Annotated in this window: 20 protein-coding genes and 1 pseudogene; 7 read left to right on the top strand and 14 right to left on the bottom strand. The window is 74.7% G+C overall.

Annotation, left to right across the window (positions count from 1 at the left end):
- Positions 1-40 precede the first annotated feature (40 nt).
- The 4 genes from ACQPZO_RS03740 to ACQPZO_RS03725 all read right to left on the bottom strand — a co-directional run bounded on the left by ACQPZO_RS03740 (position 41) and on the right by ACQPZO_RS03725 (position 5,237).
- Complete coding sequence (locus ACQPZO_RS03740) at positions 41-1,423, bottom strand: hypothetical protein (protein WP_433347046.1); 1,383 nt, start codon at positions 1,421-1,423, stop codon at positions 41-43.
- Positions 1,420-1,947 carry a SigE family RNA polymerase sigma factor gene (locus ACQPZO_RS03735; RefSeq protein ID WP_433347045.1) on the bottom strand — a complete coding sequence of 176 codons (528 nt, stop codon included), beginning with the start codon at positions 1,945-1,947 and terminating at the stop codon, positions 1,420-1,422. The genes ACQPZO_RS03740 and ACQPZO_RS03735 overlap by 4 nt, the downstream gene beginning before the upstream one ends.
- Before the next feature lie 62 nt (positions 1,948-2,009).
- On the bottom strand, positions 2,010-4,169 hold the full coding sequence (locus ACQPZO_RS03730; protein ID WP_433347043.1) for an APC family permease: 2,160 nt from the start codon (positions 4,167-4,169) through the stop codon (positions 2,010-2,012).
- Between the two features lie 87 nt (positions 4,170-4,256).
- A complete protein-coding gene (locus ACQPZO_RS03725) occupies positions 4,257-5,237 on the bottom strand; it encodes a DMT family transporter (protein ID WP_433347041.1) in 981 nt (326 codons plus the stop codon).
- A 99-nt stretch (positions 5,238-5,336) separates the two neighbouring features.
- On the opposite strand from ACQPZO_RS03725, the gene ACQPZO_RS03720 reads away from it, so the two are divergent.
- Complete coding sequence (locus ACQPZO_RS03720; RefSeq protein ID WP_433347039.1) at positions 5,337-6,035, top strand: HAD family hydrolase; 699 nt, start codon at positions 5,337-5,339, stop codon at positions 6,033-6,035.
- Between the two features lie 259 nt (positions 6,036-6,294).
- Here ACQPZO_RS03720 and ACQPZO_RS03715 read toward each other — a convergent pair whose 3' ends face one another.
- Positions 6,295-6,831 (bottom strand): hypothetical protein, encoded by a 537-nt coding sequence (locus tag ACQPZO_RS03715; RefSeq protein ID WP_433350767.1) that lies wholly within the window; start codon positions 6,829-6,831, stop codon positions 6,295-6,297.
- Positions 6,832-6,933: 102 nt separating this feature from the next.
- A complete protein-coding gene (locus ACQPZO_RS03710) occupies positions 6,934-7,803 on the bottom strand; it encodes a PhzF family phenazine biosynthesis protein (RefSeq protein WP_433347037.1) in 870 nt (289 codons plus the stop codon).
- 33 nt (positions 7,804-7,836) lie between these two features.
- Here ACQPZO_RS03710 and ACQPZO_RS03705 point away from each other — a divergent pair, with 33 nt between their 5' ends.
- From ACQPZO_RS03705 to ACQPZO_RS03695, 3 genes and pseudogenes are all read left to right on the top strand, one after another.
- Entirely contained in the window at positions 7,837-9,120 is a 1,284-nt protein-coding gene (locus ACQPZO_RS03705; RefSeq protein ID WP_433347035.1) for a magnesium transporter MgtE N-terminal domain-containing protein, read from the top strand.
- Positions 9,113-9,694, top strand: a pseudogene (locus tag ACQPZO_RS03700) (DUF1003 domain-containing protein); the annotation flags it as partial. The gene ACQPZO_RS03705 and the pseudogene ACQPZO_RS03700, both read left to right, overlap by 8 nt.
- A gap of 281 nt (positions 9,695-9,975) precedes the next feature.
- Positions 9,976-11,124 (top strand): Mrp/NBP35 family ATP-binding protein, encoded by a 1,149-nt coding sequence (locus ACQPZO_RS03695; RefSeq protein WP_433347033.1) that lies wholly within the window; start codon positions 9,976-9,978, stop codon positions 11,122-11,124.
- An 87-nt stretch (positions 11,125-11,211) separates the two neighbouring features.
- Here ACQPZO_RS03695 and ACQPZO_RS03690 read toward each other — a convergent pair whose 3' ends face one another.
- Together ACQPZO_RS03690 and ACQPZO_RS03685 are read right to left on the bottom strand one after the other, a co-directional pair.
- Complete coding sequence (locus tag ACQPZO_RS03690; protein WP_433347031.1) at positions 11,212-11,637, bottom strand: preprotein translocase subunit TatB; 426 nt, start codon at positions 11,635-11,637, stop codon at positions 11,212-11,214.
- Between the two features lie 72 nt (positions 11,638-11,709).
- Complete coding sequence (locus tag ACQPZO_RS03685; protein ID WP_433347029.1) at positions 11,710-13,050, bottom strand: trypsin-like peptidase domain-containing protein; 1,341 nt, start codon at positions 13,048-13,050, stop codon at positions 11,710-11,712.
- A gap of 281 nt (positions 13,051-13,331) precedes the next feature.
- Between ACQPZO_RS03685 and ACQPZO_RS03680 the strand changes: the two genes are divergently transcribed.
- The gene (locus ACQPZO_RS03680; protein WP_350883865.1) at positions 13,332-13,952 is read left to right on the top strand and encodes an O-methyltransferase; all 621 of its coding nucleotides are present in this window, start codon (positions 13,332-13,334) and stop codon (positions 13,950-13,952) included.
- A gap of 208 nt (positions 13,953-14,160) precedes the next feature.
- Here ACQPZO_RS03680 and ACQPZO_RS03675 read toward each other — a convergent pair whose 3' ends face one another.
- Positions 14,161-15,636, bottom strand: coding sequence for a leucyl aminopeptidase family protein (locus ACQPZO_RS03675; protein ID WP_433347027.1), 1,476 nt, complete (start codon positions 15,634-15,636; stop codon positions 14,161-14,163).
- 141 nt (positions 15,637-15,777) lie between these two features.
- A complete protein-coding gene (locus ACQPZO_RS03670; RefSeq protein ID WP_007455245.1) occupies positions 15,778-15,945 on the bottom strand; it encodes a DUF3117 domain-containing protein in 168 nt (55 codons plus the stop codon).
- Positions 15,946-16,133: 188 nt separating this feature from the next.
- Between ACQPZO_RS03670 and ACQPZO_RS03665 the strand changes: the two genes are divergently transcribed.
- Both ACQPZO_RS03665 and ACQPZO_RS03660 read left to right on the top strand, forming a co-directional pair.
- Positions 16,134-16,952, top strand: coding sequence for a PaaX family transcriptional regulator (locus ACQPZO_RS03665; RefSeq protein ID WP_433347025.1), 819 nt, complete (start codon positions 16,134-16,136; stop codon positions 16,950-16,952).
- A gap of 3 nt (positions 16,953-16,955) precedes the next feature.
- Complete coding sequence (locus ACQPZO_RS03660) at positions 16,956-17,747, top strand: enoyl-CoA hydratase/isomerase family protein (protein WP_433347023.1); 792 nt, start codon at positions 16,956-16,958, stop codon at positions 17,745-17,747.
- A gap of 47 nt (positions 17,748-17,794) precedes the next feature.
- On the opposite strand, the gene ACQPZO_RS03655 is transcribed toward ACQPZO_RS03660, so the two are convergent.
- The 4 genes from ACQPZO_RS03655 to ACQPZO_RS03640 all read right to left on the bottom strand — a co-directional run bounded on the left by ACQPZO_RS03655 (position 17,795) and on the right by ACQPZO_RS03640 (position 20,542).
- Positions 17,795-18,547, bottom strand: coding sequence for an SDR family NAD(P)-dependent oxidoreductase (locus ACQPZO_RS03655; protein WP_433347021.1), 753 nt, complete (start codon positions 18,545-18,547; stop codon positions 17,795-17,797).
- A 68-nt stretch (positions 18,548-18,615) separates the two neighbouring features.
- The gene (locus tag ACQPZO_RS03650; protein WP_433347019.1) at positions 18,616-19,332 is read right to left on the bottom strand and encodes a hypothetical protein; all 717 of its coding nucleotides are present in this window, start codon (positions 19,330-19,332) and stop codon (positions 18,616-18,618) included.
- 13 nt (positions 19,333-19,345) lie between these two features.
- On the bottom strand, positions 19,346-19,927 hold the full coding sequence (locus ACQPZO_RS03645) for a DNA-3-methyladenine glycosylase I (RefSeq protein WP_433347017.1): 582 nt from the start codon (positions 19,925-19,927) through the stop codon (positions 19,346-19,348).
- A 117-nt stretch (positions 19,928-20,044) separates the two neighbouring features.
- Positions 20,045-20,542, bottom strand: a complete 498-nt coding sequence (locus ACQPZO_RS03640; RefSeq protein WP_433347016.1) for an SRPBCC family protein — start codon at positions 20,540-20,542, stop codon at positions 20,045-20,047.
- Between the last annotated feature and the right edge of the window lie 240 nt (positions 20,543-20,782).

Genomic DNA, 20,782 nt, shown 5'->3' with positions numbered 1-20,782 from the left:
AGCCCGGCCGTCGAGCAGGGCCCTACCGCCCGGCCGCCGATCAGGTCCGGCCGCCGCCCTGGGAGGGCGACCGGCGCAGCCGGCGCAGGAGCGCCCATGCCGGAACGGCAACGACCAGCGCCCCGACCAGCGCCAGGGCGAGCAGCCAGACCGGCGGCGGGCCGAAGTCCGGCGTTCCTGCGGGACGGACCGTGCCGTCGACCGCGAGGTCGGCGGCGACCGCCAGCTCGGTGATCCCGTCCGGGGTGCGGAACAGCATCTCCGGGGCGGCGGCCCCCCGGCGCAGCACCACCAGCTCCACCCCGACGGTGTCCTGTACCTTGTACGGGCTCCAGGCGACGTCGTGCTCGTCCGGCCGCTCGGCGGCGGGCACGGCGGAGACTCCGACCAGGGCGACCGCCTCGTCCGCCGACCGCCAGCCGAGCAGATGGACGTAGCTGGCCGAGCGCAGCTCGGGGAAGCTCGGCCCACGGGTGAACGCACCCTCGGCGACGTTCCAGGTCGCCAGCCGCCAGGTACGCGCGTACGGGCCCGCTGGGCAGTCGCCGCACGCCTGCCGGTCCAGGATCGCCACCGTGCGCCCATCGGGCAGCCAGGAGCCGGCCCCGGCCAGCCGTCCCCCGCCCAGCGGCACCTTCCGGTACGGCTCGGCCACGCCATCCGAGCCGGCGTCGGCCGCCCTGGCCAGCCACACCTCGTCGCGGACCTGCACGGCCAGTTCCCCGCCGTCAGGCGAGAGCGCCGCCGCGCCGTTCGGGGCCACCCATGCGGTGCCCACCCGGAGCCGCAGCACGTCGGCCCGGCGGGCCCGGTCCCACACCCCGACATACGGGGTGGCGTAGGTGTTCGGCGGGGCGAACGTCTCTTCGGCGGCGTGCACCAGCCGCGTCCCGTCCGGGGAAAAGGCCAGCGGGATGCCACCAGACATGTCCGGGGCCGACCGCCCGGTCTCCAGGTCGTACAGCCGGCCGGCGGCGAGGACGTACCGGCCGTCCGGGGAGAGCAGCGCCTCGAACCCGGTGCCGACCGGGGCGGCCGGATCGAGCACCCGGTACCGGTCGGCGGCGGCGGCGACCACGCCGAGCCGGCTCTCGTTCCAGCCGTCCCGCACGGCCGGCCCGCCGAAGAGCATCGCCGCCCGGCCTGGCGCCGACGCGGCGACGTCGGCGGCGCGTAGCGGCGGGGCGACCAACCGGTCGGGCAGGCCCGGTGCGTCGAGCCGGGGGGCGGCGGGCGCGGGCAGGGCCACCGGACGCAGCGCGTACCCGCTGCCCAGGAGCAGCAGCACGACGGCGAGCGCACCGGCTGCGACAGCTCGCCGACGACGGTGTCGGGTCCGTGCCTGGTCGAACAGGTCCACCGGTACGACGGCTGGCGGAACGTCGTCGACGGCGGACCGCATGAGAGACATGAACGGGTTCACCGGGACACCTCCTGCCAGCCGCGGCCGGCCAGCTCGGCGAGTTCTGGGGCGAGGACACGCAGCCGGCCGAGTGCGTGCCGGGTCTGGCTCTTGACCGTGCCGATCCGGCAGCCGAGCAGCTCGGCGGTCTCGGCCTCGGAACGGTCCTCGTAGTAGCGCAGGACCAGCACGGCCCGCTGCCGCACGGTCAGCCGGGCCAGCGCCGCTCGCAGCACCAGCCGCAGGTCGGTGTCGTCGGCGACCGCGCCGGACCGGTCCGGCGGGGCCGCACCGAGCTGCTCGGGCGGCCGGGCGCGGCGCCACCGCCACCAGCTCGCCGCCTGGGTACACAGCACCCGCCGCAGGTACGCGGCCGGGTCGTCGATCTTCTCCCAGCGCACGGCGACCCGCTCCAACGCCACCTGCACCAGGTCCTCGGCGTGGTGCCGGTCACCGGTGAGCAGGTGGGCGAGCCGGGTCAGCCCGCCGATCTCGGCCCGCACGAACTCGGCGAAGCCGGCCCGGGCCCGATCATGGTCAGTCAAATCGGCCTCCTCACCCGGACAGACGCCGGGCGGGGCGGTCACGGAGGGAACCAGTGTGTCGGTCACCCGGGCAGGTGCACCGGGACGCTGGTCACCACCACCCCGGCCAGCTCCCGCAGCGCCCGGCGCAGCCGCCGCTCCACCTGGCTGTGCAACGGCCGGTGCCAGGGGTGGCGCAGCACCACCTCGGGCACGATCACCGTGAGCACCAGGTCGGCCCTGGAGGCGTGCAGCGCCTCCAGGTAGTGGGCCAGCGGCCCGATCACCGCCCGGTACGGCGACACGATCGTCTCCAACCGCAGGTGGTCCCCCCACGCCTCCCACTGCCCACGGAACCGGTCGGCCTCCTCCTCGTTCGGGGCGAGGTGTACCGCCAGGGTCGGCTGCCCGAGCGACGCCGCGTACGCGAGGGCGCGCAGCGAGGCCCGGTTGAGCCGAGCCACCGGCACCACCACCAGGTGCCGGATCTGCTGTGGCACCTCCTGCCCCTCGGCCGGCAGAGGCGGCCCGGGGGACGCCGGGACAGTTCCGGGCGGGCGCAGCGCCAGCGCCTGGTCCAGCCGCCGGTAGTGCCGCTGTACCCGGTGGAAGAGCAGCACCAGCAACGGCACGGCGACGAGCACCGCCCAGGCGCCCTCGGCGAACTTGGCGACCGCGGCGGTCAGCAGGACCAGTCCGGACAGCGTCGCGCCGAGCGCGTTGACCGCCAGCCGGCGGCGCCAGCCCGCCCCGCGCCGGCGCCGCCAGTGCACCACCATCCCGGCCTGGGAGAGGGTGAACGCCAGGAACACCCCGACCGCGTAGAGCGGGATCAGCGCCTCGGTGTGCCCGCCGAAGGCGAGAAAGACGAGCGCCGCCGTCACGGAGAGCGCCAGGAGGCCGTTGCCGAACGCCAGCCGGTCCCCCATGTGCAGGAACCGGCGCGGGGCGTGCCCGGCCCGGGCCATGAAGAACAACAGCCGGGGGAAGTCGTTGAAGGCCGTGTTCGCGGCCAGCAACAGGATCAGCGCGGTGGCCGCCTGCACCAGCGCGTACCAGGGGCCGGTGGGGAAGCTGCTCCGGGCGAGCTGGGACAGCAGCGTCTCCCCCGGCCTGGGCACCAGGCCGTTCAGGTGGATCAGCACGACGATGCCGGCGAACAGGACCACCAGCATGGCGACCATCCAGGCCAGAGTGGTACGCGCGTTGCGCCACTCCGTCGGACGGAACGCCGGAACCGCGTTGGACACCGCCTCGATGCCGGTCATCGACACCGCCCCGGACGAGAACGCCCGCAGCACCAGCAGCAGGCCCAGTCCCTCGGCCACCGGCACGTCCGGCGGCGGCAGCGCCGTGAAGCCCCGGCCGGCCGCCTGGAGGAAGCCGACGCCGAGCACCGCCAGCAGCGCGACGACGAAGGCGTACGTGGGGAGCACGAAGAGGTTCCCGGCGGTGCGTACGCCCCGGAGGTTGCCGGCGAGCAGCACCGCGATCATCAGCACGCCGAGCGGAACGGTGAGCCCGGTGAGCCCTGGCAGGGCCGAGGTGACAGCGCGGATGCCGGCGGCCATCGACACCGACACCGTCAGCACGTAGTCGATCATCAGCCCGGCCGCCGCGGTGAGCCCGGCACCGCTGCCCAGGTTGTCGCCGGCCACGATGTAGGAGCCGGCGCCGTGCGGGTAGGCCGGGATGGTCTGCCGGTAGGAGACGCCGACCGTGATCATCAGCACCACCAGCAGCGCGGCCAGCGGCAACGACAGCCCGAGCGCGGTGCTGCCGGCCAGCACCAGCACGGTCAGCATCGCCTCCGGCCCGTACGCCACCGAGCTGAGCAGGTCGGAGGAGAGCACCGGCAGGGCGACCAGCTTGCGCATCCGCTCGTACAGCACTGCGGAGCTGGTCAGCGGCGGCCCGAGCGCCCCCCGGCGGAGCCGACCGAGGCCGCGACTGAGGCGGGAGCCGGGCAGGTTCGCCGGCTCGGTGGCGACCAGCTCGTCGGGCTCGCCGACCTGGAACATCTCGATCGGCGCCAGCCGGCCGAACCGGCTCGGGGCGGGCCGGCGGCGGTACCGCCCGAGGGTCGGGTCCACCGGCAGTTCACCCGCCGGCCCCGGCTGGTCCCGCCGGGTGACCTGCCACCGTTCCCCGATCCGCCGCAGCGACCCCAGTTCCTCCGGCCCCAGGGCCGGGAACTCCGCCGCCGGGGTGACGACCGTCCCCTCCCCACCGCCTTCGCCCATCCCACCGCCCCTCTCCCCTCGCACTGTCGCCGAAGAGGTGCGCCGGGGCGGGCGGAACCGCGACACTCGCCGCGGAAAGTACGCGGGTCAGGCCGGCGGACGCTCGGTGAGCGGGGTCGCGTCGGCCGGCAGCGGGGTGGGGACGACCCGGCGGCCGGCACGCGCCCCACCGAGCACCACCACGACGACGCCCACCAGCAGCAGCGCGAGCCCGGGCAGCGCGGTGGCCCGGGGGAGCTGACCGAGCCAGGCCCAGGCGATCAGGGCGGCCCCGGGGGCCTCCAGCAGGATCAGCACGCTGACCGTGGTCGCCGGGATCCGGCGCAGCGCGTAGTTGAACATCGAGTGACCGAGGAGCTGGGCGCCGCCCACCAGGGCGAGGATCGCCAGCCACGTGCCGGCGTCCCAGCCGCCCAGTCGCACCCCGCCGACCAGGCAGACCGCCAGCAGGACCAGCGCGCACACCCCGTAGCAGACGGTGGTGTACGTGGTGGTGCTGACCGTCCTTCGGGCCCGCTCCCCGAGGGCGGTGTAGACCGCGGCGAACATGCCGCCGGCCAGCGCGAGCAGGTCGCCGGCGAACGCCGGGCCGGAGACGCCGAAGTCGGCCCCCGAGGCGAGCGCCGCGCCGCCGACCGACACCCCGATGCCGGCCCAGACCGCCGCCGGCAGCCGGCGCCCCTGGCCACGGGCGATCAGCCCCTGCCAGACCGGTTGGGTGGCTACCAGGGCGGTGGCAGCGGCCACGGAGGTGAGTCGGACGCTCGGCATCCAGGTGGCGAAGTGGGCGGCCAGCGCGACCCCGGAGAGCACGCAGTACCAGCCCTCGCGCCGGCCCACGCCGACGGTCAGCGCCCGGAACTCGGCCCGCCGCCGGGCCAGCACGAACGGGCCGAGTACGCCTACCGAGAGCAGGTTCCGCCAGAAGGCGATCGCCAGGGCCGGCGCGGCCGCGAAGGCGACCAGCGGCCCGGACGAGGAGACCGCGACGACGGCCAGGGCGACGACGCCGACGGTCGGCGCGTCGACCGGCGGGCGGTGCTGCGGGGGTACGGACACGGAAAGCAATCCTCACACGGCACGGGACACCACAGAACGTCAGCGCTCCGTTACGATCATGGAATTCCGCTGGCGACCCTCCCCCTCGACGCCCGGAGGCACCTCCCCATGCCCGTCTTCCATGCGGTGCTGTTCGACTTCTTCGGCACACTCACCCGTTCCGTGCAGCGCGGCACTGCCCACCGGTCCACCGCCGAACTGCTCGGTTGCCCGGTCGAGGCGCTCGCCGCCGTGCTCGACCGCAGCTATTACGAGCGCGCCAGCGGGCGGTTCGGCGACGCCCAGGCGACCCTGCGCTGGGTCTGCGACCAGGCCGGGGTGAACCCGCCGGAGAGCGCGCTGCGCGCGGCGGTCCGGTCCCGGCACCGGGCGGTCCGGGCCGACACCCGGCTGCGCGACGAGGCGGTGCCCGTGCTGGCGGCGCTGCGCCAGCGCGGCCTGGGCACCGGGCTGGTCAGCGACTGCACCCACGAACTGCCGGCGTTCCTGCCCCAGTTGGCCGTCGATCCGCTGCTCGACGTGCGGGTCTTCTCGGTGGAGCTCGGTCGCTGCAAGCCCGACCCGGCGCTCTACCTGGCCGCGTGCCGGCTGCTGGGGCTGCCGCCGACCGACTGCCTGTACGTCGGCGACGGGGGCAGCCGGGAGCTCACCGGCGCGGAGCAGGCGGGCCTGACGGCGGTGCGGCTGGCTGCCCCGGACCTGGCCGAGCACATGGTGTTCGACGCCGAACCGGACTGGACCGGGCCGGTGCTCCGCTCGCTGACCGAGGTCATCGAGCTGGTCGACCCGGCCGCCGTGCCGGCCTGACCCGCCACACCGCCGGCCGCCCGACTCCGGGCCGGCTGGGCCGCGAACGCCGCCCGGACCCACTGACGACTACGGCCGCCCGGCCGGCGCTCTTTACCGCGCGCCGGGTGGCGGCGGGGGGCCCGGCACCGTAGGCAGGTCGGAGGGCGGCCGATGGGCCTCAGGGGCGCGCCGGTGCGCCAGGCACGCTGGTATCTCACGGCCGGCCGCTCTGACCTGCTGGCAGTGCGCTGCCCCACCGCGGCAAGCGGGGGGCGGTTCAGCGGCGGCGGACCCGGTGCAGGCGGAACGGACTGCGAGTGACCCGGACCACCGGGGCCGGTCGGGGCGGCTCAGCGAGCGAGGAGTCCGGAAGCCGGGCGCCGGCTGTGGGCTCGCCAGCCGGAACCAGCCGGACCAGGGCGCAGCCCTCGGTGGCCCACCGCCGCACCAGGTCGGCCGTGGGGCCGGAGGCGTTCAGCCGCTTGGCGGCCACCGTCGGGGCCAGGGCCGTCCACTCCTCGCTGTCGGGAGTCACCCGGGCCACCCGGGCCGGCCAGGCGACGATCCGCCCGCCGTGGTCGCCACGCAGGGTGACCTGCGCCTCAGCTGCCTCTGCCAGGCCGGGTGCCGCCTGCTCGCCGGGACCGCTCACCACCAGGAGCGACCCCTCGAACGGTACGCACCACAGCGCCCGTGCCGGCTCGCCCGCGACGCCCACCCAGGCGACGGCGGCCTTCTTCACCGCCTCGTCGACCAGGGGCGTCGTCGTGACCCGCTCGTCCACCTCGTCCGTCACCCCGGCATCCTCCCGCATGTCCTCGGGCCCGCGCGACCGCACCGCTACCACGGGTCGGACCTTGCCGGCCCGCCGCACCCGCACACACACCGCACCGTCGACGCGGGCCCGGCGCGCCGCTCAGCCGATGAAGGGCGGAACGGCGATCTCGCCCCGGGCCACCGCCATCACGTCGCCGGTCACCGTGGCGCCGACCGCGGCGCCGTGGGCCGCCGTGACCGTGCAGGCCAGAAAGGACGGGCGATTGATCTCGGCGCCCTGCCGGACGGCGTAGGAGGAACGGCCGTCGCCCGGTAGCAGGCCGCTGGCGACCAGCCACACCCCGAGCCCGAGGGCAGCCGATCCGGTCGCCGGGTCCTCCGGGACGCCGTGCCCGGGCACGAACACCCGGGCGTGTGCGGTTTGCGAGTCGGCCTCCCAGGAGAAGACGCTGACATGCTCGATCCCGTACCGCTCCGCCGCCGCCACGTTGACCCGGGCGCGGGCCACCGCGTCCGGCCGCACCGGCAGGTACGGGAACTCCAGCCCGCAGCCGGCCACCCGGGGGGCCGGGCCGGCATGGTCGTCGGCGGTCAGGCCGGTCGTCTCCAGCAGCGGCTCCAGGTCCAGCTCGGGGCCGAGGGTGGGAATGCCGCCGGTCAGCGTCGCGCCGGTCGCGGTCACCTCGATCGGCAGCGCCCCCGCCCCGCACTCCTGGGTGACCTGCCCCACACCGAACATCCCGCGCCGGCTCGCGGTCACCGCCGCGCCGACGCTGGGGTGCCCGGCGAACGGCAGCTCGTCGGTGGGGGTGAAGATCCGCGCCCGGTAGGTGACCCCGACCTGCGTGGGAGGCAGCACGAACACCGTCTCGGACAGGTTGAACTCCAGCGCGAGCGCCTGCATCTGCTCGGTGGCCAGCCCTTCGGCACCGAACACCACGGCCAGCGGGTTGCCGGCGAAGGGGCGGTCGGTGAAGACGTCCACGATCTCGTACGCCAAGGTCGACATGTTGATAAACAGTAGGCGCTTAGGCTGGTGCCCGTGAGCACGCCGAACCGGGTCTACATCGCCCGACTCGCCGGAGTCGCCGTCTTCGACCCGAACGGCGACCAGGTAGGACGGGTGCGGGACGCGGTCGCCCGGATCCGGCCGACCCAGCGCCCGCCCGAGGTCGTGGGTCTGGTGGCGGAAATGCCGATGCGCCGGCGGATCTTCCTGTCCATCAACCGGATCACCTCCATCGACGCCGACGCGGTGGTGCTCGGCACCGGCACCCTCAACCTGCGCCGGTTCGAGAAGCGCCCCAACGAGCTGCTGGTGCTCCAGGAACTGCTGGACCGGCGGGTGCAGATCGACCCGGGCGGCCAGCCGGGCGCGGTGGTCGACGTGGCGATGGAGCACAGCCGGGGCGGCGAGTGGTCGCTGAGCCGGGTGGCCGTCCGCGAACACACTGGCCGACTCACCCGCCGTGGCCACCTCCAGCAGGTCGACTGGGACCGGGTACGCGGCCTGAGCGGCATCGGCGAGAACCGGGGTACGGCGAACCTGCTCGCCGTACTGGAGGACATGCGACCGGCCGACCTGGCCAACGCCCTCCAGGACCTGCCCGACGCCCGACGGAACGAGGTGGCGGCGGCGCTGGACGACGAGCGGCTGGCCGACGTGCTCAGCGAGCTGCCCGAGCGCGACCAGGTGGAGATCCTCGCCGCGCTGGACCGGGAGCGGGCCGCGGACGTACTGGAGGAGATGGACCCGGACGACGCCGCCGACCTGCTCAACGAGCTACCCCCGTCCGAGCAGGACATGCTGCTCGACCTGATGGAGCCGAACGAGGCAGACCCGGTACGCCAGCTGCTGAAGTACACCTCCGGCACGGCCGGCAGCGTGATGACCTCGGAGCCGGTGATCCTGCCCCCGGACGCCACGGTCGCCGAGGCCCTCGCCCGGATCCGGGAGGAGCACCTCTCCCCTGCGGTGGCCGCCCAGGTCTTCGTGACCCGCGCGCCGATGACCACCCCGACCGGGCGTTTCCTGGGCATGGTGCACTTCCAGCGGCTGCTCCGCGAGCCGCCGGCCGACCTGCTCGGCGGGGTGGTGGTCAACGACATCGACCCGCTGCGCCCCGCCACGCCGCTGCCGGAGATCACCCGCCGGATGGCCACGTACGACCTGGTCGCCATGCCGGTGGTGGACCGGAGCAACCGGCTGGTCGGCGCGGTCACGGTCGACGACGTGCTGGACCACTCGTTGCCGCGCGACTGGCGGGACCGGGACGCCGAGTCCGCCCCGAGCGGGCCCGTGGTGCTGGACGGCGCGGATGAGTGAGCAGCGTCGGGCCGAGCGGCTGGACCAGCCGCGCGAGCCCCGGGGGGTGAAGCTGCCCCGGTTCGACGCGGAGGCGTTCGGCCGCTGGTCCGAGGGGATCGCCCGGGGCATGGGCACGGCCAACTTCATCGTCTACATGACGGTGGTGATCGCCGCCTGGTTCGTCTGGAACACGCTGGCCCCGGCGAGCCTGCGTTTCGACCCGTACACCTTCACCTTCCTGACCCTGGTGCTCTCCCTGCAGGCCTCGTACGCGGCACCGCTGATCCTGCTCGCGCAGAACCGGCAGACGGACCGGGACCGGGTGGGGATGGAGGAGGACCGGCGCCGGGCGACGATGCAGAAGGCGGACACGGAGTACCTGGCCCGGGAGGTCGCCGCGCTGCGGATCGCGCTGGGCGAGGTGGCGACCCGGGACTTCCTCCGCTCGGAGCTGGCCCGGCTGGCCGAGGAGCTGGACGAGGCCAGCCAGCGCCGGCAACGGCTGGAGCGCCGGCAGCAGGACAAGCCGGCCCCGCACAGGGCCGGGGAGCCCCGCGCTCGCGGTGAACGACGTGGTCGCGGGGAGCCCCGTGGTGCCAGGGAGGCCCCTGGGGGCGATGAGACGCCTGAGGCCAGGCAGGCCCGTGAGGCCGGGGAGCCGCTCAAGGCCGGGGAGCCGCCTGGGGCCGGGGAGCCGCTCGACGAGCCGATCGACGAGTTGGACGGCGACTTTGCCCGGGACGGCCGCCCGGAGGGCCCGGACCGGGAACGCTGACGGCCCGGACCGGAGCGGTGGTCGTCGGGGCCATCGATTCGCTCACACCGGTCCCGGCGGCGGCCGGCACGGATCGCCCCCGACGTAGCATTGCGGGCATGTCAGCACCCGTCAGCACCGTCGAGGACGCCATCCAGGCCGCCCTGGCCACCGTCGACGACCCGGAGATCCGCCGGCCCATCACCGATCTCGGCATGGTCCGCTCCGCCCAGGTCGGCGACGACGGCGTGGTCCGGGTCGAGCTGCTGCTCACCGTGGCCGGTTGCCCGCTGAAGGACAAGCTGCGTACCGACATCACCACCGCCGTGGGCGCGGTGCCCGGGGTGACCGGGGTGGAGATCGAGTTCGGGGTGATGAGCCCCGAGCAGCGCCAGGGCCTCCAGGCGAAGCTGCGCGGTGGCGGCGCCGCCGCGGAGCCGGTGATCCCGTTCGCCCAGCCCGGCTCCCGCACCCGCGTCTACGCGGTGGCCAGCGGCAAGGGCGGCGTGGGCAAGTCCAGCGTCACGGTCAACCTGGCCGCCGCGCTGGCCGCCCGGGGCCTGTCGGTGGGCGTGGTGGACGCCGACATCTACGGACACTCGGTGCCCCGGATGCTCGGCACGGACGCCCGTCCCACCCGCGTCGAGGACATGATCATGCCGCCGCAGTCGCACGGCGTGAAGGTCATCTCGATCGGCATGTTCACCCCCGGCAACGCCGCCGTGGTGTGGCGCGGCCCGATGCTGCACCGGGCGTTGCAGCAGTTCCTGGCCGACGTCTACTGGGGCGAGCTGGACGTGCTCCTGCTGGACCTGCCCCCGGGCACCGGCGACGTGGCCATCTCGCTGGCCCAGCTCCTGCCGAACGCGGAGATCCTCGTGGTGACCACCCCGCAAGCCGCCGCCGCCGAGGTGGCCGAGAGGGCCGGCGCGATCGCGGTGCAGACCCACCAGCGGGTGGTCGGCGTGATCGAGAACATGTCCTGGCTGGAACTGCCCGACGGCACCCGGATGGAGGTCTTCGGCTCCGGCGGCGGCGAGGCGGTCGCCGAGTCGCTGACCCGGACGATCGGCGCCCAGGTGCCGCTGCTGGGTCAGATCCCGCTGGACACCCGGGTCCGGGAGTCCGGCGACGCCGGCAACCCGATCGTGCTGGCCGAGCCGGAGTCGCCGGCGGCGAGGGCCCTGAACGGGGTCGCCGACCGGCTGGCGGTGCGGCGGGAGTCCCTGCTCGGCAAGCCGCTCGGCCTCAAGCCCGCCGGCCGCTGACCCGGCCACCCGTCGTATCGAACGGGGGCGGCGCGCTCCGTACGGGGCACGCCGTCCCCGTTCGGCTCCCGGCCCGGGGCGGGCCGGTCAGGTGGCGTCGTCGTAGCTTGCCGTGCGGGGGGCGGGGGCCGTCGCGGCGCCACCTGCGGCCGAACCGCCAGGGGTCTTCGTCCGCAGGTCGACCGAGGCGGCCACGTCCTTGAGGTCGTCGTGCACGCCGGTGACGTCGGCCCGCAGGTTGTCGTACACACCCTGGAGGGGCTTCCGGATCGCCTGCTCGTCCTCCTCGCTGAGCAGGTGCTTGCGGATGAACGCCTTCGGGTGCAGGTCCTCAAGCTGGATGTCGGTGCCCAGTTCGCGGCTCAGGTCGCCGGTCGCGTTGCGGGCCATGGCGCGCAGGTTGCGGACCATCCGCAGCCCGTCGTTGATCACGACGGGCAGCCGGTCACCGAAGATCAGCAGCGCCAGGAGCAGCAGCGCACCGATCTCCCACCAGTTCAGGTTGTCGAACACTGCTGGGCCTCCTCGTCGGCGTCAGCCAAGACTACGCACGTCGGACGCCCGACCGGGAGGGGGTAACGGGTCTCACTTGGCGTCCGCGGCGAGGGTCACCGACGCGTTCTGTCGGTTCGACCCGCGTCGATACTCCACGGTCACCACCGACCCCGGGGCGAACTTCCGTACCAGAGCGATCAGGTCGGTGGAGTCTGCCATCGGGCGGCCGTTGAGCCGCAGGATGACGTCCCCCGCCCGCAGCCCGGCCCCGGCCGCCGGGCCGGCCGGTTCCACCGCCGCCAGCCGTACGCCGCCCGCGCCGCCGCTGGCCGCGCCGGTGCCGCCGACCTGGGCGCCGATCACCGTGCGCCGGGCCTTGCCGGTGCCGATGATTTCCTGGGTGACCCGTTTCGCCTGGTTGATCGGGATGGCGAAGGCGAGCCCGATGTTGCCGGCCTCCTGGCCGTCTGCCACCAGCGACTTGATCGTCGAGTTCACCCCGACCACCCGCCCCGCCCCGTCCACCAGCGGGCCGCCGGAGTTGCCGTGGTTGACCGCGGCATCGGTCTGGATGGCCGCGTAGTAGCGGGTGGGGCCGCCGGGCTCGCCGGCCTGCATCGTCCGGTCCACGGCGCTCACGATGCCGGCGGTCACCGTGTTGGCCAGCGACAGCGGCGAGCCGACGGCCAGCACCGGATCGCCGACCGCGAGTGCGTCGGAGTCGCCGAACTCCACTGGCCGCAGGCCGGTACGGGACACCTTGATCACCGCGATGTCGGACTCCGGGTCCCGGCCGACCACGGTGGCGGCGGCGGTGCTGCCGTCGTTGAGGACCACCGCCACCTTGCCAGCGCCGCCAGCGACGACGTGGTCGTTGGTGACCACGTGCCCGTCGGTGCTGACGATGAAGCCGGAGCCCTCGCTGGTACCGCCCAGGCCGGCCACCCGGACCGTCACCACGCTGGGCAGGATCTTCTCGGCGACCCCGGCCAGCGACTCCGGCCGGCGCTGGGCGAGCGCGGGCGGGTCGGCGGCGCCGGCACCGGCGCCGAGCACGGTCCCGCCGGCCACGCCGCCGCGCACCGCGAAGGCGTACCCGAGGGCGCCGCCGAGGGTGCCGGCGAGCAGCGCGGTGATCAGCGGGATCAGCAGCAACTGGCGCAGAGCCGGCCGGCCGGGCACGTCCGGGTCGGTGACCCGCTCCGGCTCGGCGTCGGCGCCCCCGACCGGGCCGGGCACGACCACCGCTGCGGGGGCGTACGGGTCCCGCCACGGGTCGGCGAGCGCGTCGGACCACCAGGGCGAACTCGTCGGTCCGCCCGGAGGGCCGTCGGACGCCCTCGGGGACCCCGCCGGCGTCGCCCCGCTCCCCGGCGGGCCCGCCGGCGTCGGAGTTTCCCCGGGCTGGCGCCAGTCCCAGCCGTCGGTCACGTAGGCCTCCCAGTCGTCCCCCGGCTCCCCCGCTTCGGACCGGCACGGGAGGCCGATCCCGACGACGGGGGATACCGCATCCAGGATTACACGAACGCCGCGCGTGCAGTCAGCGGTTGCCGTCGGTGATCGTCGGCCGGCAACCCCGTCCGGCACGTCCACATGATCGTCCGAGACCGGACTCGCGGCTGCGTCCGTCCGGCCCCGCCTCTAGGCTCATAGCGCCAACCCGCCCCTGACGGAGGTGTCCCATCGCCACGGCCGCCAGTTCCGGCAGTTCCATGCTCCAGACGTTGCAGTTCGCCGAGTCGTACGTCACCGAGGACCTCGTGCTGCGGACCGCCCGCAGCCTCGCCCACGAGGTGGGCCTCGACGCGGTGACCCCGGGTGCGGGGGCGGCACTGCGGCTGCTCGCCGCCGCCGGCAGCGCTCGGGCGGTGGTGGAGATCGGCACCGGCACCGGGGTCAGTGGGCTGTGGCTGCTGCGCGGCATGCGCGTGGACGGCGTCCTCACCACGATCGACGTGGAGGTGGAGCATCAGCGGATCGCCCGCCGGATCTTCGCCGAGGCGGGCTTCCCCGCCGGGCGTACCCGGATCATCACCGGCCGGGCGCTGGACGTCCTCCCTCGGCTCGCCGACGGCGCGTACGACCTGGTCTTCGTCGACACCGAGGCCACCAGCTTCAGCTCCTGCGTGGACGCGGCGCTGCGGCTGCTGCGCCCCGGCGGGGTGCTCGCGCTGCACGGCACCCTGGCCGGCGGTCGGATCGGCGACCCGGCCGCCCGGGACGTGGAGACGGTGACCACCCGGGAGACGATCAAGGCGATCCGGGAGTCCGAGCACTGGACGCCGGCGCTGCTCCCCGTCGGGCACGGCCTGCTCGCCGCGGTCAAATGCTGAGCAGCCACCACCCGCGCACCCCCGCCGGCCGCTGAGCCTCACGGACCGCCCGGTTCGGTAGGCGGCCCCGCCATCCGCAGCCGGGTGCACCGCTCAGCGGCGACGCCGGGCCGGCCGGCGCGAAAGCCGGCCGGCCGGAGACGCCGGGCCGATCGGAGACGCCAAGCCGATCGGAGACGCCGAGCCGATGGGCGCGACGGCGGGGCGGTCAGTCAAGGGTGCCGAGCCAGCGCAGCAGGCCCCGGACGCCCCAGCCGGTGGCCCCCCGGGCCAGCTCGGCGGCGTCGCCGTCGGCCCAGGACGGCGCGGACATGTCGATGTGCAGCCAGCGTCCCCGCAGATCGCCGGTGAACTCGCGCAGATAGAGCGCGGCCAGCACCGAGCCGGCGCCCTGGTTGGGGGCGCTGTACAGGTCGGCCACCTCACTGCCGAGGTGCTCGACGTAGTCGGCCGGCAGCGGCATCCGCCAGGCCGCCTCGCCGGCCGCGTCGATCGCCGTCAGCAGGTCGGCGGCCAGCTCGTCGTTGTCGGAGTAGAGGGCGCCGGTGCGCTTGCCGAGCGCCACCGCGTTCGCGCCGGTCAGGGTGGCCAGGTCGAGCAGCAGGTCGGGCTTGAGCTCGGCGACGGCGTACGCCAGCGCGTCGGCGAGCACCAGTCGGCCCTCGGCATCGGAGTTGGTGGTCTCGCTGGTGATGCCGCCGTAGTGCGTGACGACGTCGCCGGGGCGGAACGCCGACCCGCTGACCGCGTTCTCCGCCAGCGGCACCAGGGTGGTGACCCGGACCGGCAGCCCCAGCGCCGCCGCGCCCAGGGTGGCGGCGACCACCGCCGCGGCCCCGGCCATGTCCTTTCGCATCAGCTTCATCGCCGCCACCGGCTTGATCGAGATGCCGCCGGTGTCGAAGGTGATCCCCTTGCCGACCAGCACCACATGGGTACGCGCCCCGGCCGGCCGCCAGTCCAACTCGACGAGGCGGGGCCCACTGGCCGAACCGCCCCCGACGGCGAGGATGCCACCGAAGCCCTCGGCGGCCAGTTCGTCCGGCTGCCGCACGCGCACGTGCAGGTCGGGCTGGTCGGCCACCGCCGCCTCGACCTGCTCGGCGAACCACTGCGGGTTCTTCACCGAGGACGGGGTGTTGGTCAGGTCCCGGGCCAGGTGGGTCATTCGCGCGGTGACCTCGGCCGTGGTCACCACGCCGGCGTACCGGGACGGGTCGGTCACCAGCACGTCGACGCCGGCCAGGGCGGGCCGCTCGCCGGCCTCGGTCAGCCGGAACCGGTAGGACGCCAGCAGGAGCCCCTCGACGAGGCCGCGCACCGCCTCGGCCGGGGCGTCGTCCGGCAGCCCGACCGTGAGATGTGTCTCACCTCCCGCAGTCCGGGCCAATGCGGCCCCCGCCGCACGCCATCCGGCCTCGTCGCCGGCCCCGATCCCGGCCAGCAGCAGCCGGCCCGGGGTGCGCCCGGGGCGCAGGTGCATGTGCACCTCGCCGGCCCGGCCGGTGGCCCGGGCCGCAGGTGCGAGGGCGGCCGCCTCGGCCAGCACGTCGTCGTCGGGCACGGGCAGGCCGACCGGCAGCGCGGCCGGGGCGTCCCCGCCCTCGGCAGCCGACGCGGGTCGGATGGGCAGGGCCAGGGAGTCGGGCCGCGCGGGCCCGCTCACCAGACGGATGGCCAGCACGCTGCAACGACCTCCAGAACGACCGGGAGAACGGGCCCGGCACCCGTACCAAAGATGAAGGCCCTGAGCCACCGGCGGGGCCGGTGGCTCAGGGTTGTACGAACCGTCCGCTCGACGACCGTCGGCCGGACCGCTCCTCGGTCAGCCGGCAGCTGCCTTCAGTGCGTCACCGAGCGCGTTGGCCTCGTCGGGAGTCATCTCGACGACGAGCCGGCCACCACCCTCCAGCGGGACGCGCATGACGATGCCCCTGCCCTCCTTGGTGACTTCCAGCGGACCGTCGCCCGTCCGCGGCTTCATCGCCGCCATGTTGTCTCCCCTCAGACCTACGCCAGGGTCGGTGGGTTGCCCCACAGCCTCTTCGCCATCGCCCGCCGCAACTTGCACGGCGGCCCGATGACGATTTTCCCTGATGAACACCGCCGGACCCAAACCGAAGCAGCATTGATGTAACAGCATCTAGCATATCCTGAGAAGGCCTGTCACAATGTGCGGTCATGCAGGCACGGTCGGCACTCTTCGACCTGTACGGCGACCACCTCCGACCCAGGGGTGGCCGCGCGCCGGTTGCCGCCCTGGTCAAGCTGCTCGCGCCGCTCAGGATCGCGCCTCCGGCGGTGCGGACGGCGGTGAGCCGGATGGTCCGCCAGGGCTGGCTCGACCCGCTCCGCCTGGTCTCCGGGCCGGGATATTCGATCACACCGAAAGCCGCCCGACGACTCGACGAGGCGGCTGCCCGGATCTACCGGACCGGCCGGGTCAGCTGGGACGGACGGTTCGACCTACTCGTCCTGTCGACCCCCACCTCCCGCCGGGAACGGCAGCGGCTCGCCGCGAACCTGAGCTTCCTCGGCTACGGCACCCTCGACGAGCAGACGTGGGTGGCCACCCGGCCGGCGGAGGACGTCGACCTGTTGCTCGACGACGCGGGCGTGCGGTACGAGCGGTTCACCGCGTCCCACGCCGCCGGCACCCGGGGCGCGGTGGAGGTGGTCCGCCGGGCATGGGACCTCAGCGAGATCGGGCGGGCCTACGAGCAGTTCGTCGCCGAGCAGCGCCCGCTGCTGGCCATGGTGACCGCCCGTAGCGACGACGAGGAGGCGTACGCGGCACGGTTCCGGCTCGTGCACGCGTGGCGTACCTTCCTCTTCCGGGACCCCCAGCTCCCCCCGGCGCTGCTGCCCGAGCGCTGGCCCGGCACCGCCGCGGCCAGCTTCTTCGACCGGCACGCCGCCCGGCTGCGGCCAGCCGCCGACCGGTACGTCGAGCAGTGCCTCGACGCCACGAACCGCACCCCCCGACAGAAGGGTCGTTAGAACGTGACCGAGCCGCTGCTCGTCGATCGCACCGACTCCGTCGTCACCCTGACGCTGAACCGCCCGACGGCGATGAACGCGCTCGACGTGGCGCTCAAAGAGGCGCTCCGGGACGCCCTGGCCGGGCTGGAGTCCGACCGCAGCTGCCGGGCCGTGGTGCTGGCCGGGGCGGGCGGGTCGTTCAGCGCGGGCCAGGACCTGCGCGAGCACGTGCAGACCCTCGAATCGGCCGGGGCGGACCCGCTGGCCACCGTCCGAGCGCACTACAACCCGATCGCGGCCCGGCTGGCCAGCCTGCCCAAGCCGGTGGTCGCCGCGGTCCGGGGAATGGCCGCCGGGGCCGGCGCGTCGCTGACCCTCCTGGCCGACTTCCGCGTCGGCGGGCCGAAGACCCGCTTCCTGATGGCCTTCGCCGGGGTAGGGCTCGCCGCCGACACCGGCGCGTCCTGGACGCTGCCCCGGCTCGTCGGCCACGCCAAGGCCGTCGAGCTGCTGATGCTCGCCGAGCCGGTGTCCGCCGAGGAGGCGCACCGGCTGGGCCTGCTGACCCGGCTGGTCGACGACGACGAGCAGGTGCTGCCCGCCGCGCAGGAGCTGGCCGCCCGGCTCGCCGCCGGCCCGACCGTCGCGTACGGGGCGATCAAGCGCCAGCTCTCCGTCGCCGACGCCGGCACCCTCGCCGACGCCCTGGCTGCCGAGGCGCAGGCCCAGTCGATCTGCGGCGCCACCGCCGACCACCGGGCCGCCACCACGGCCTTCGTGAACAAGCAGAAACCGGTCTTCGAGGGACGCTGAGCGCGATCCGCTCCAGCCGCGGGCGGGCGGCCCGGTGGGGCCGGCGGTCAGCGGGCCACGTAGCCGCCGTCGATCGGGACGGTGTGGCCGGTGATCCAGGCCGCGTCGTCGGAGGCGAGGAAGAGCACCACCCCGGCCACGTCGTCCGGGGTGGGGATGCCCGGCTTCGGGTTGAACGACTCCATCTGCCGGCGCATCTGCGCCGGGTCCGGCGCGCTGGCGATGAAGTGCTCCGTCAGCGGGGTCACCACCACCGACGGGGCGACCGCGTTGACCCGGATGCCGCGGGTCGCGTACTCGACGGCGGCCGAGCGGGTCAGCCCGATGATGCCGGCCTTGGTGAACGTGTACGGGGAGATGTTCTCCTGGGCGGCCAGCCCCGCGGTCGAGGAGGTGTTGACGATCGCGCCCCCGTCGCCGTGCAGCATCGCCTCGATGCCGTACTTGAGGACGTGGAAGACGCCGTCGCCGTTGATCCGGCTGACCCGCTCCCAGTTCTCCAGGTCCATCTCGTGCAGCGGCTGCTGCCTGCCGTCGATGCCGGCGTTGTTGAAGATCACGTCGATCCGGCCGTAACGCTGCACGGCGTCCACGAAGCCCTGCTCGACCGACGCCGCCTCACCGGTGTCGACGGTGACCGCGAGCGCGTCCGGCAGCTCGCCGGCCACCCGCTGCCCGCCGGCGGCGTTGATGTCGGCGATCACCACCCTGGCCCCCTCGGCGGCGAACCGCCGGGCGGCGGCCTCACCGAGCCCGGAGGCGCCACCGGTGATGAACGCGACCTTGTCCTGGAACCGCATCGCACCTCCCCTGGGCCGGGCGTCGATGCCGGACCGCCACGAGCCCTCGTTACCCGGCGAGCCCCTGCCTAGTCGTCCTCCTCCGGGTCCTGGTTGGCCTCGGCGCCGAGCACGAACGCCTGCATGGCCAGCTCGTTCCCGGACGGCGAGACGAACGCGGGCAGCTCCTGCGGGCCCAGGTCGCGCACGTACGACCAGAACAACCGGACCGCCTCGGCCGGGGTATCCGCCTCGATCGGGAGGTCGAGGCTGACCAGCCACCGCCGGCGCGCCGGCGGCGGCCCGAGCCGCTCGGCCAGCTCCCGGTAGGCGCCGGCGGGCAGCGCGGTGACCGGCCCGTCGAGGGTCAGTCCCTCGGCCGCCACCGGCTCGTCGAAGGCCCTTCGGGTGTACGCGACCACGAGCGAGCCGGCGGCGGGATCGGACTGGGGGTCGTCCGGGTCCTCCCGGCGCTCGACGGTGGGCCGGGCGACCCGACCCAGCGCCACCAGCCGCAGCGGCCCCTCGGTCAGTACCGCCACCGGATCGCCGGGACGGGGCCCGGCGGGTGCGGTCGGCCCGGCGGGGCGGGGGCTGGCGGGCGCTGTCGGCCCGGCGAGGGCCGCACCCGCCCGGTAGGCCACACCGGCGGCGTCGAGCCCGGTCAGCTCCAGCGTGTCGTGGTGGACGAGCCGCTCGGCGTCGTACCGGCCAGGTGGGAGGAGCACAGCCCAGGCGCCGTCACCCGGCCCGCCCTCGCCCCGGACGTGGATCGTGCCGCTCACGCGGCGATCGGTGTCGGTCATGTAAACCATCCCATCACGCCGGCTCTGCCGCGCTGACGTGGCAGCCGACCAGGTGGTCGTCCACCATCCCGGTGGCCTGCATCAACGCGTAGGACGTGGTGGGGCCGACGAACCGGAACCCACGCTTCTTGAGCGCCTTGGCCATCGCAGTGGACTCCGGGGTCAGCGCCGGCACCTGGGTGAACGTCTCCGGCCGGGCGGCTCGGGGCGGCGGCGCGAACGACCAGAGCAGGGCGGAGAGCCCGTCGGGCAGGTCCAGGGCGGCCCGGGCGTTGGCGATCGTCGCCTCGATCTTGGCCCGGTTCCGGACGATGCCGGCGTCGGCCAGCAGCCGGGTCACATCCGCCTCCCCGTAGCCCGCCACCGCCTCGATGCGGAACTCGTCGAAGGCCAGCCGGAAGGCGGGGCGCTTGCGCAGGATGGTGAGCCAGGACAGCCCCGACTGGAACGCCTCCAGAGTCATCCGCTCGTAGAGCGCGTCGTCGCCGCGCAGCGGCCGGCCCCACTCCCCGTCGTGGTAGGCGGCGTAGTCCGGGGTGCTCGCCCCCCACGCGCAACGGGACAGGCCGTGCGCGTCGATCACCAGGTCAGTCACGGCGTACACGCTAGACCGGGACGCCGACGGCCCGCCGCCGTGCCGCCGTAACCGGGGTGTCCGGGCACCGGGAAACCGCGTTGTCACCGACCTGGCGGGTGCCCCGGGGGCCGGCCGTCAGGGCAGGCGGCCCTGCTCCACCAGCCGGCCGAACTTCTTCAGCGCCTGGGTGAGGCTGACCTTGGAGCCGGGCCAGAGCACCGGCCAGGCCACCCGGCCGGCGGCGCCGGCGGGGAGGTGGAACCACTCGTGCCAGACCACCTGGGTCCGACCGCCCTCGATCTGGGTGCAGCGCAGCACCCCTGGACCGCGCAGCAGCCGGCCGCAGTGCACCACGCCGACCTCGTAGGGCGCGTCGACCCGCACCACCCTCATCTCGTCCCGCAGAACCGCCGGGCCCAGCACGGTGACCGCTTCCACGAGGCTGCCCTCGCCACCGTCGCCCTCGACCACCTTCACCGTGGTGAACGGGATCCAGTCCGACTGCCGCTCCCACGCGGTGAGGGCGGCGAACACCCGCTCGGCCGGGGCGTTGACGATGACCGTCGCGGTGACCTCGCCCGCGCCGGGCTGGGCCGCCTCGCGCAGGCTGTCGCCGTCCGCCCCGCCGGTCACGCCGGCTCCGACCGGACCGCCGGCCCCCGCCCACCGGCCGGGTCCGCCGGCTCGCCGGCCCCGGAAGGGGCTGCCTCCGGGGCGTCGGCGTCGATGGCCCGCGCGGGCACCGTTGCCGGCTTGTCGGCGGGGCCCACCGCGGTCGGCTCGTCGGCGTCGACGGACACCGCGGTCGGCTCGTCGGCGTCGGCGGACACCGCAGTCGGCTCGTCGGCGTCGGCGGACACCGCAGTCGGCTCA

This window comes from Micromonospora sp. CA-111912, from assembly GCF_050948415.1.
Classification (GTDB): domain Bacteria; phylum Actinomycetota; class Actinomycetes; order Mycobacteriales; family Micromonosporaceae; genus Micromonospora.
This window is presented reverse-complemented; position numbering and strand designations above follow the sequence as displayed.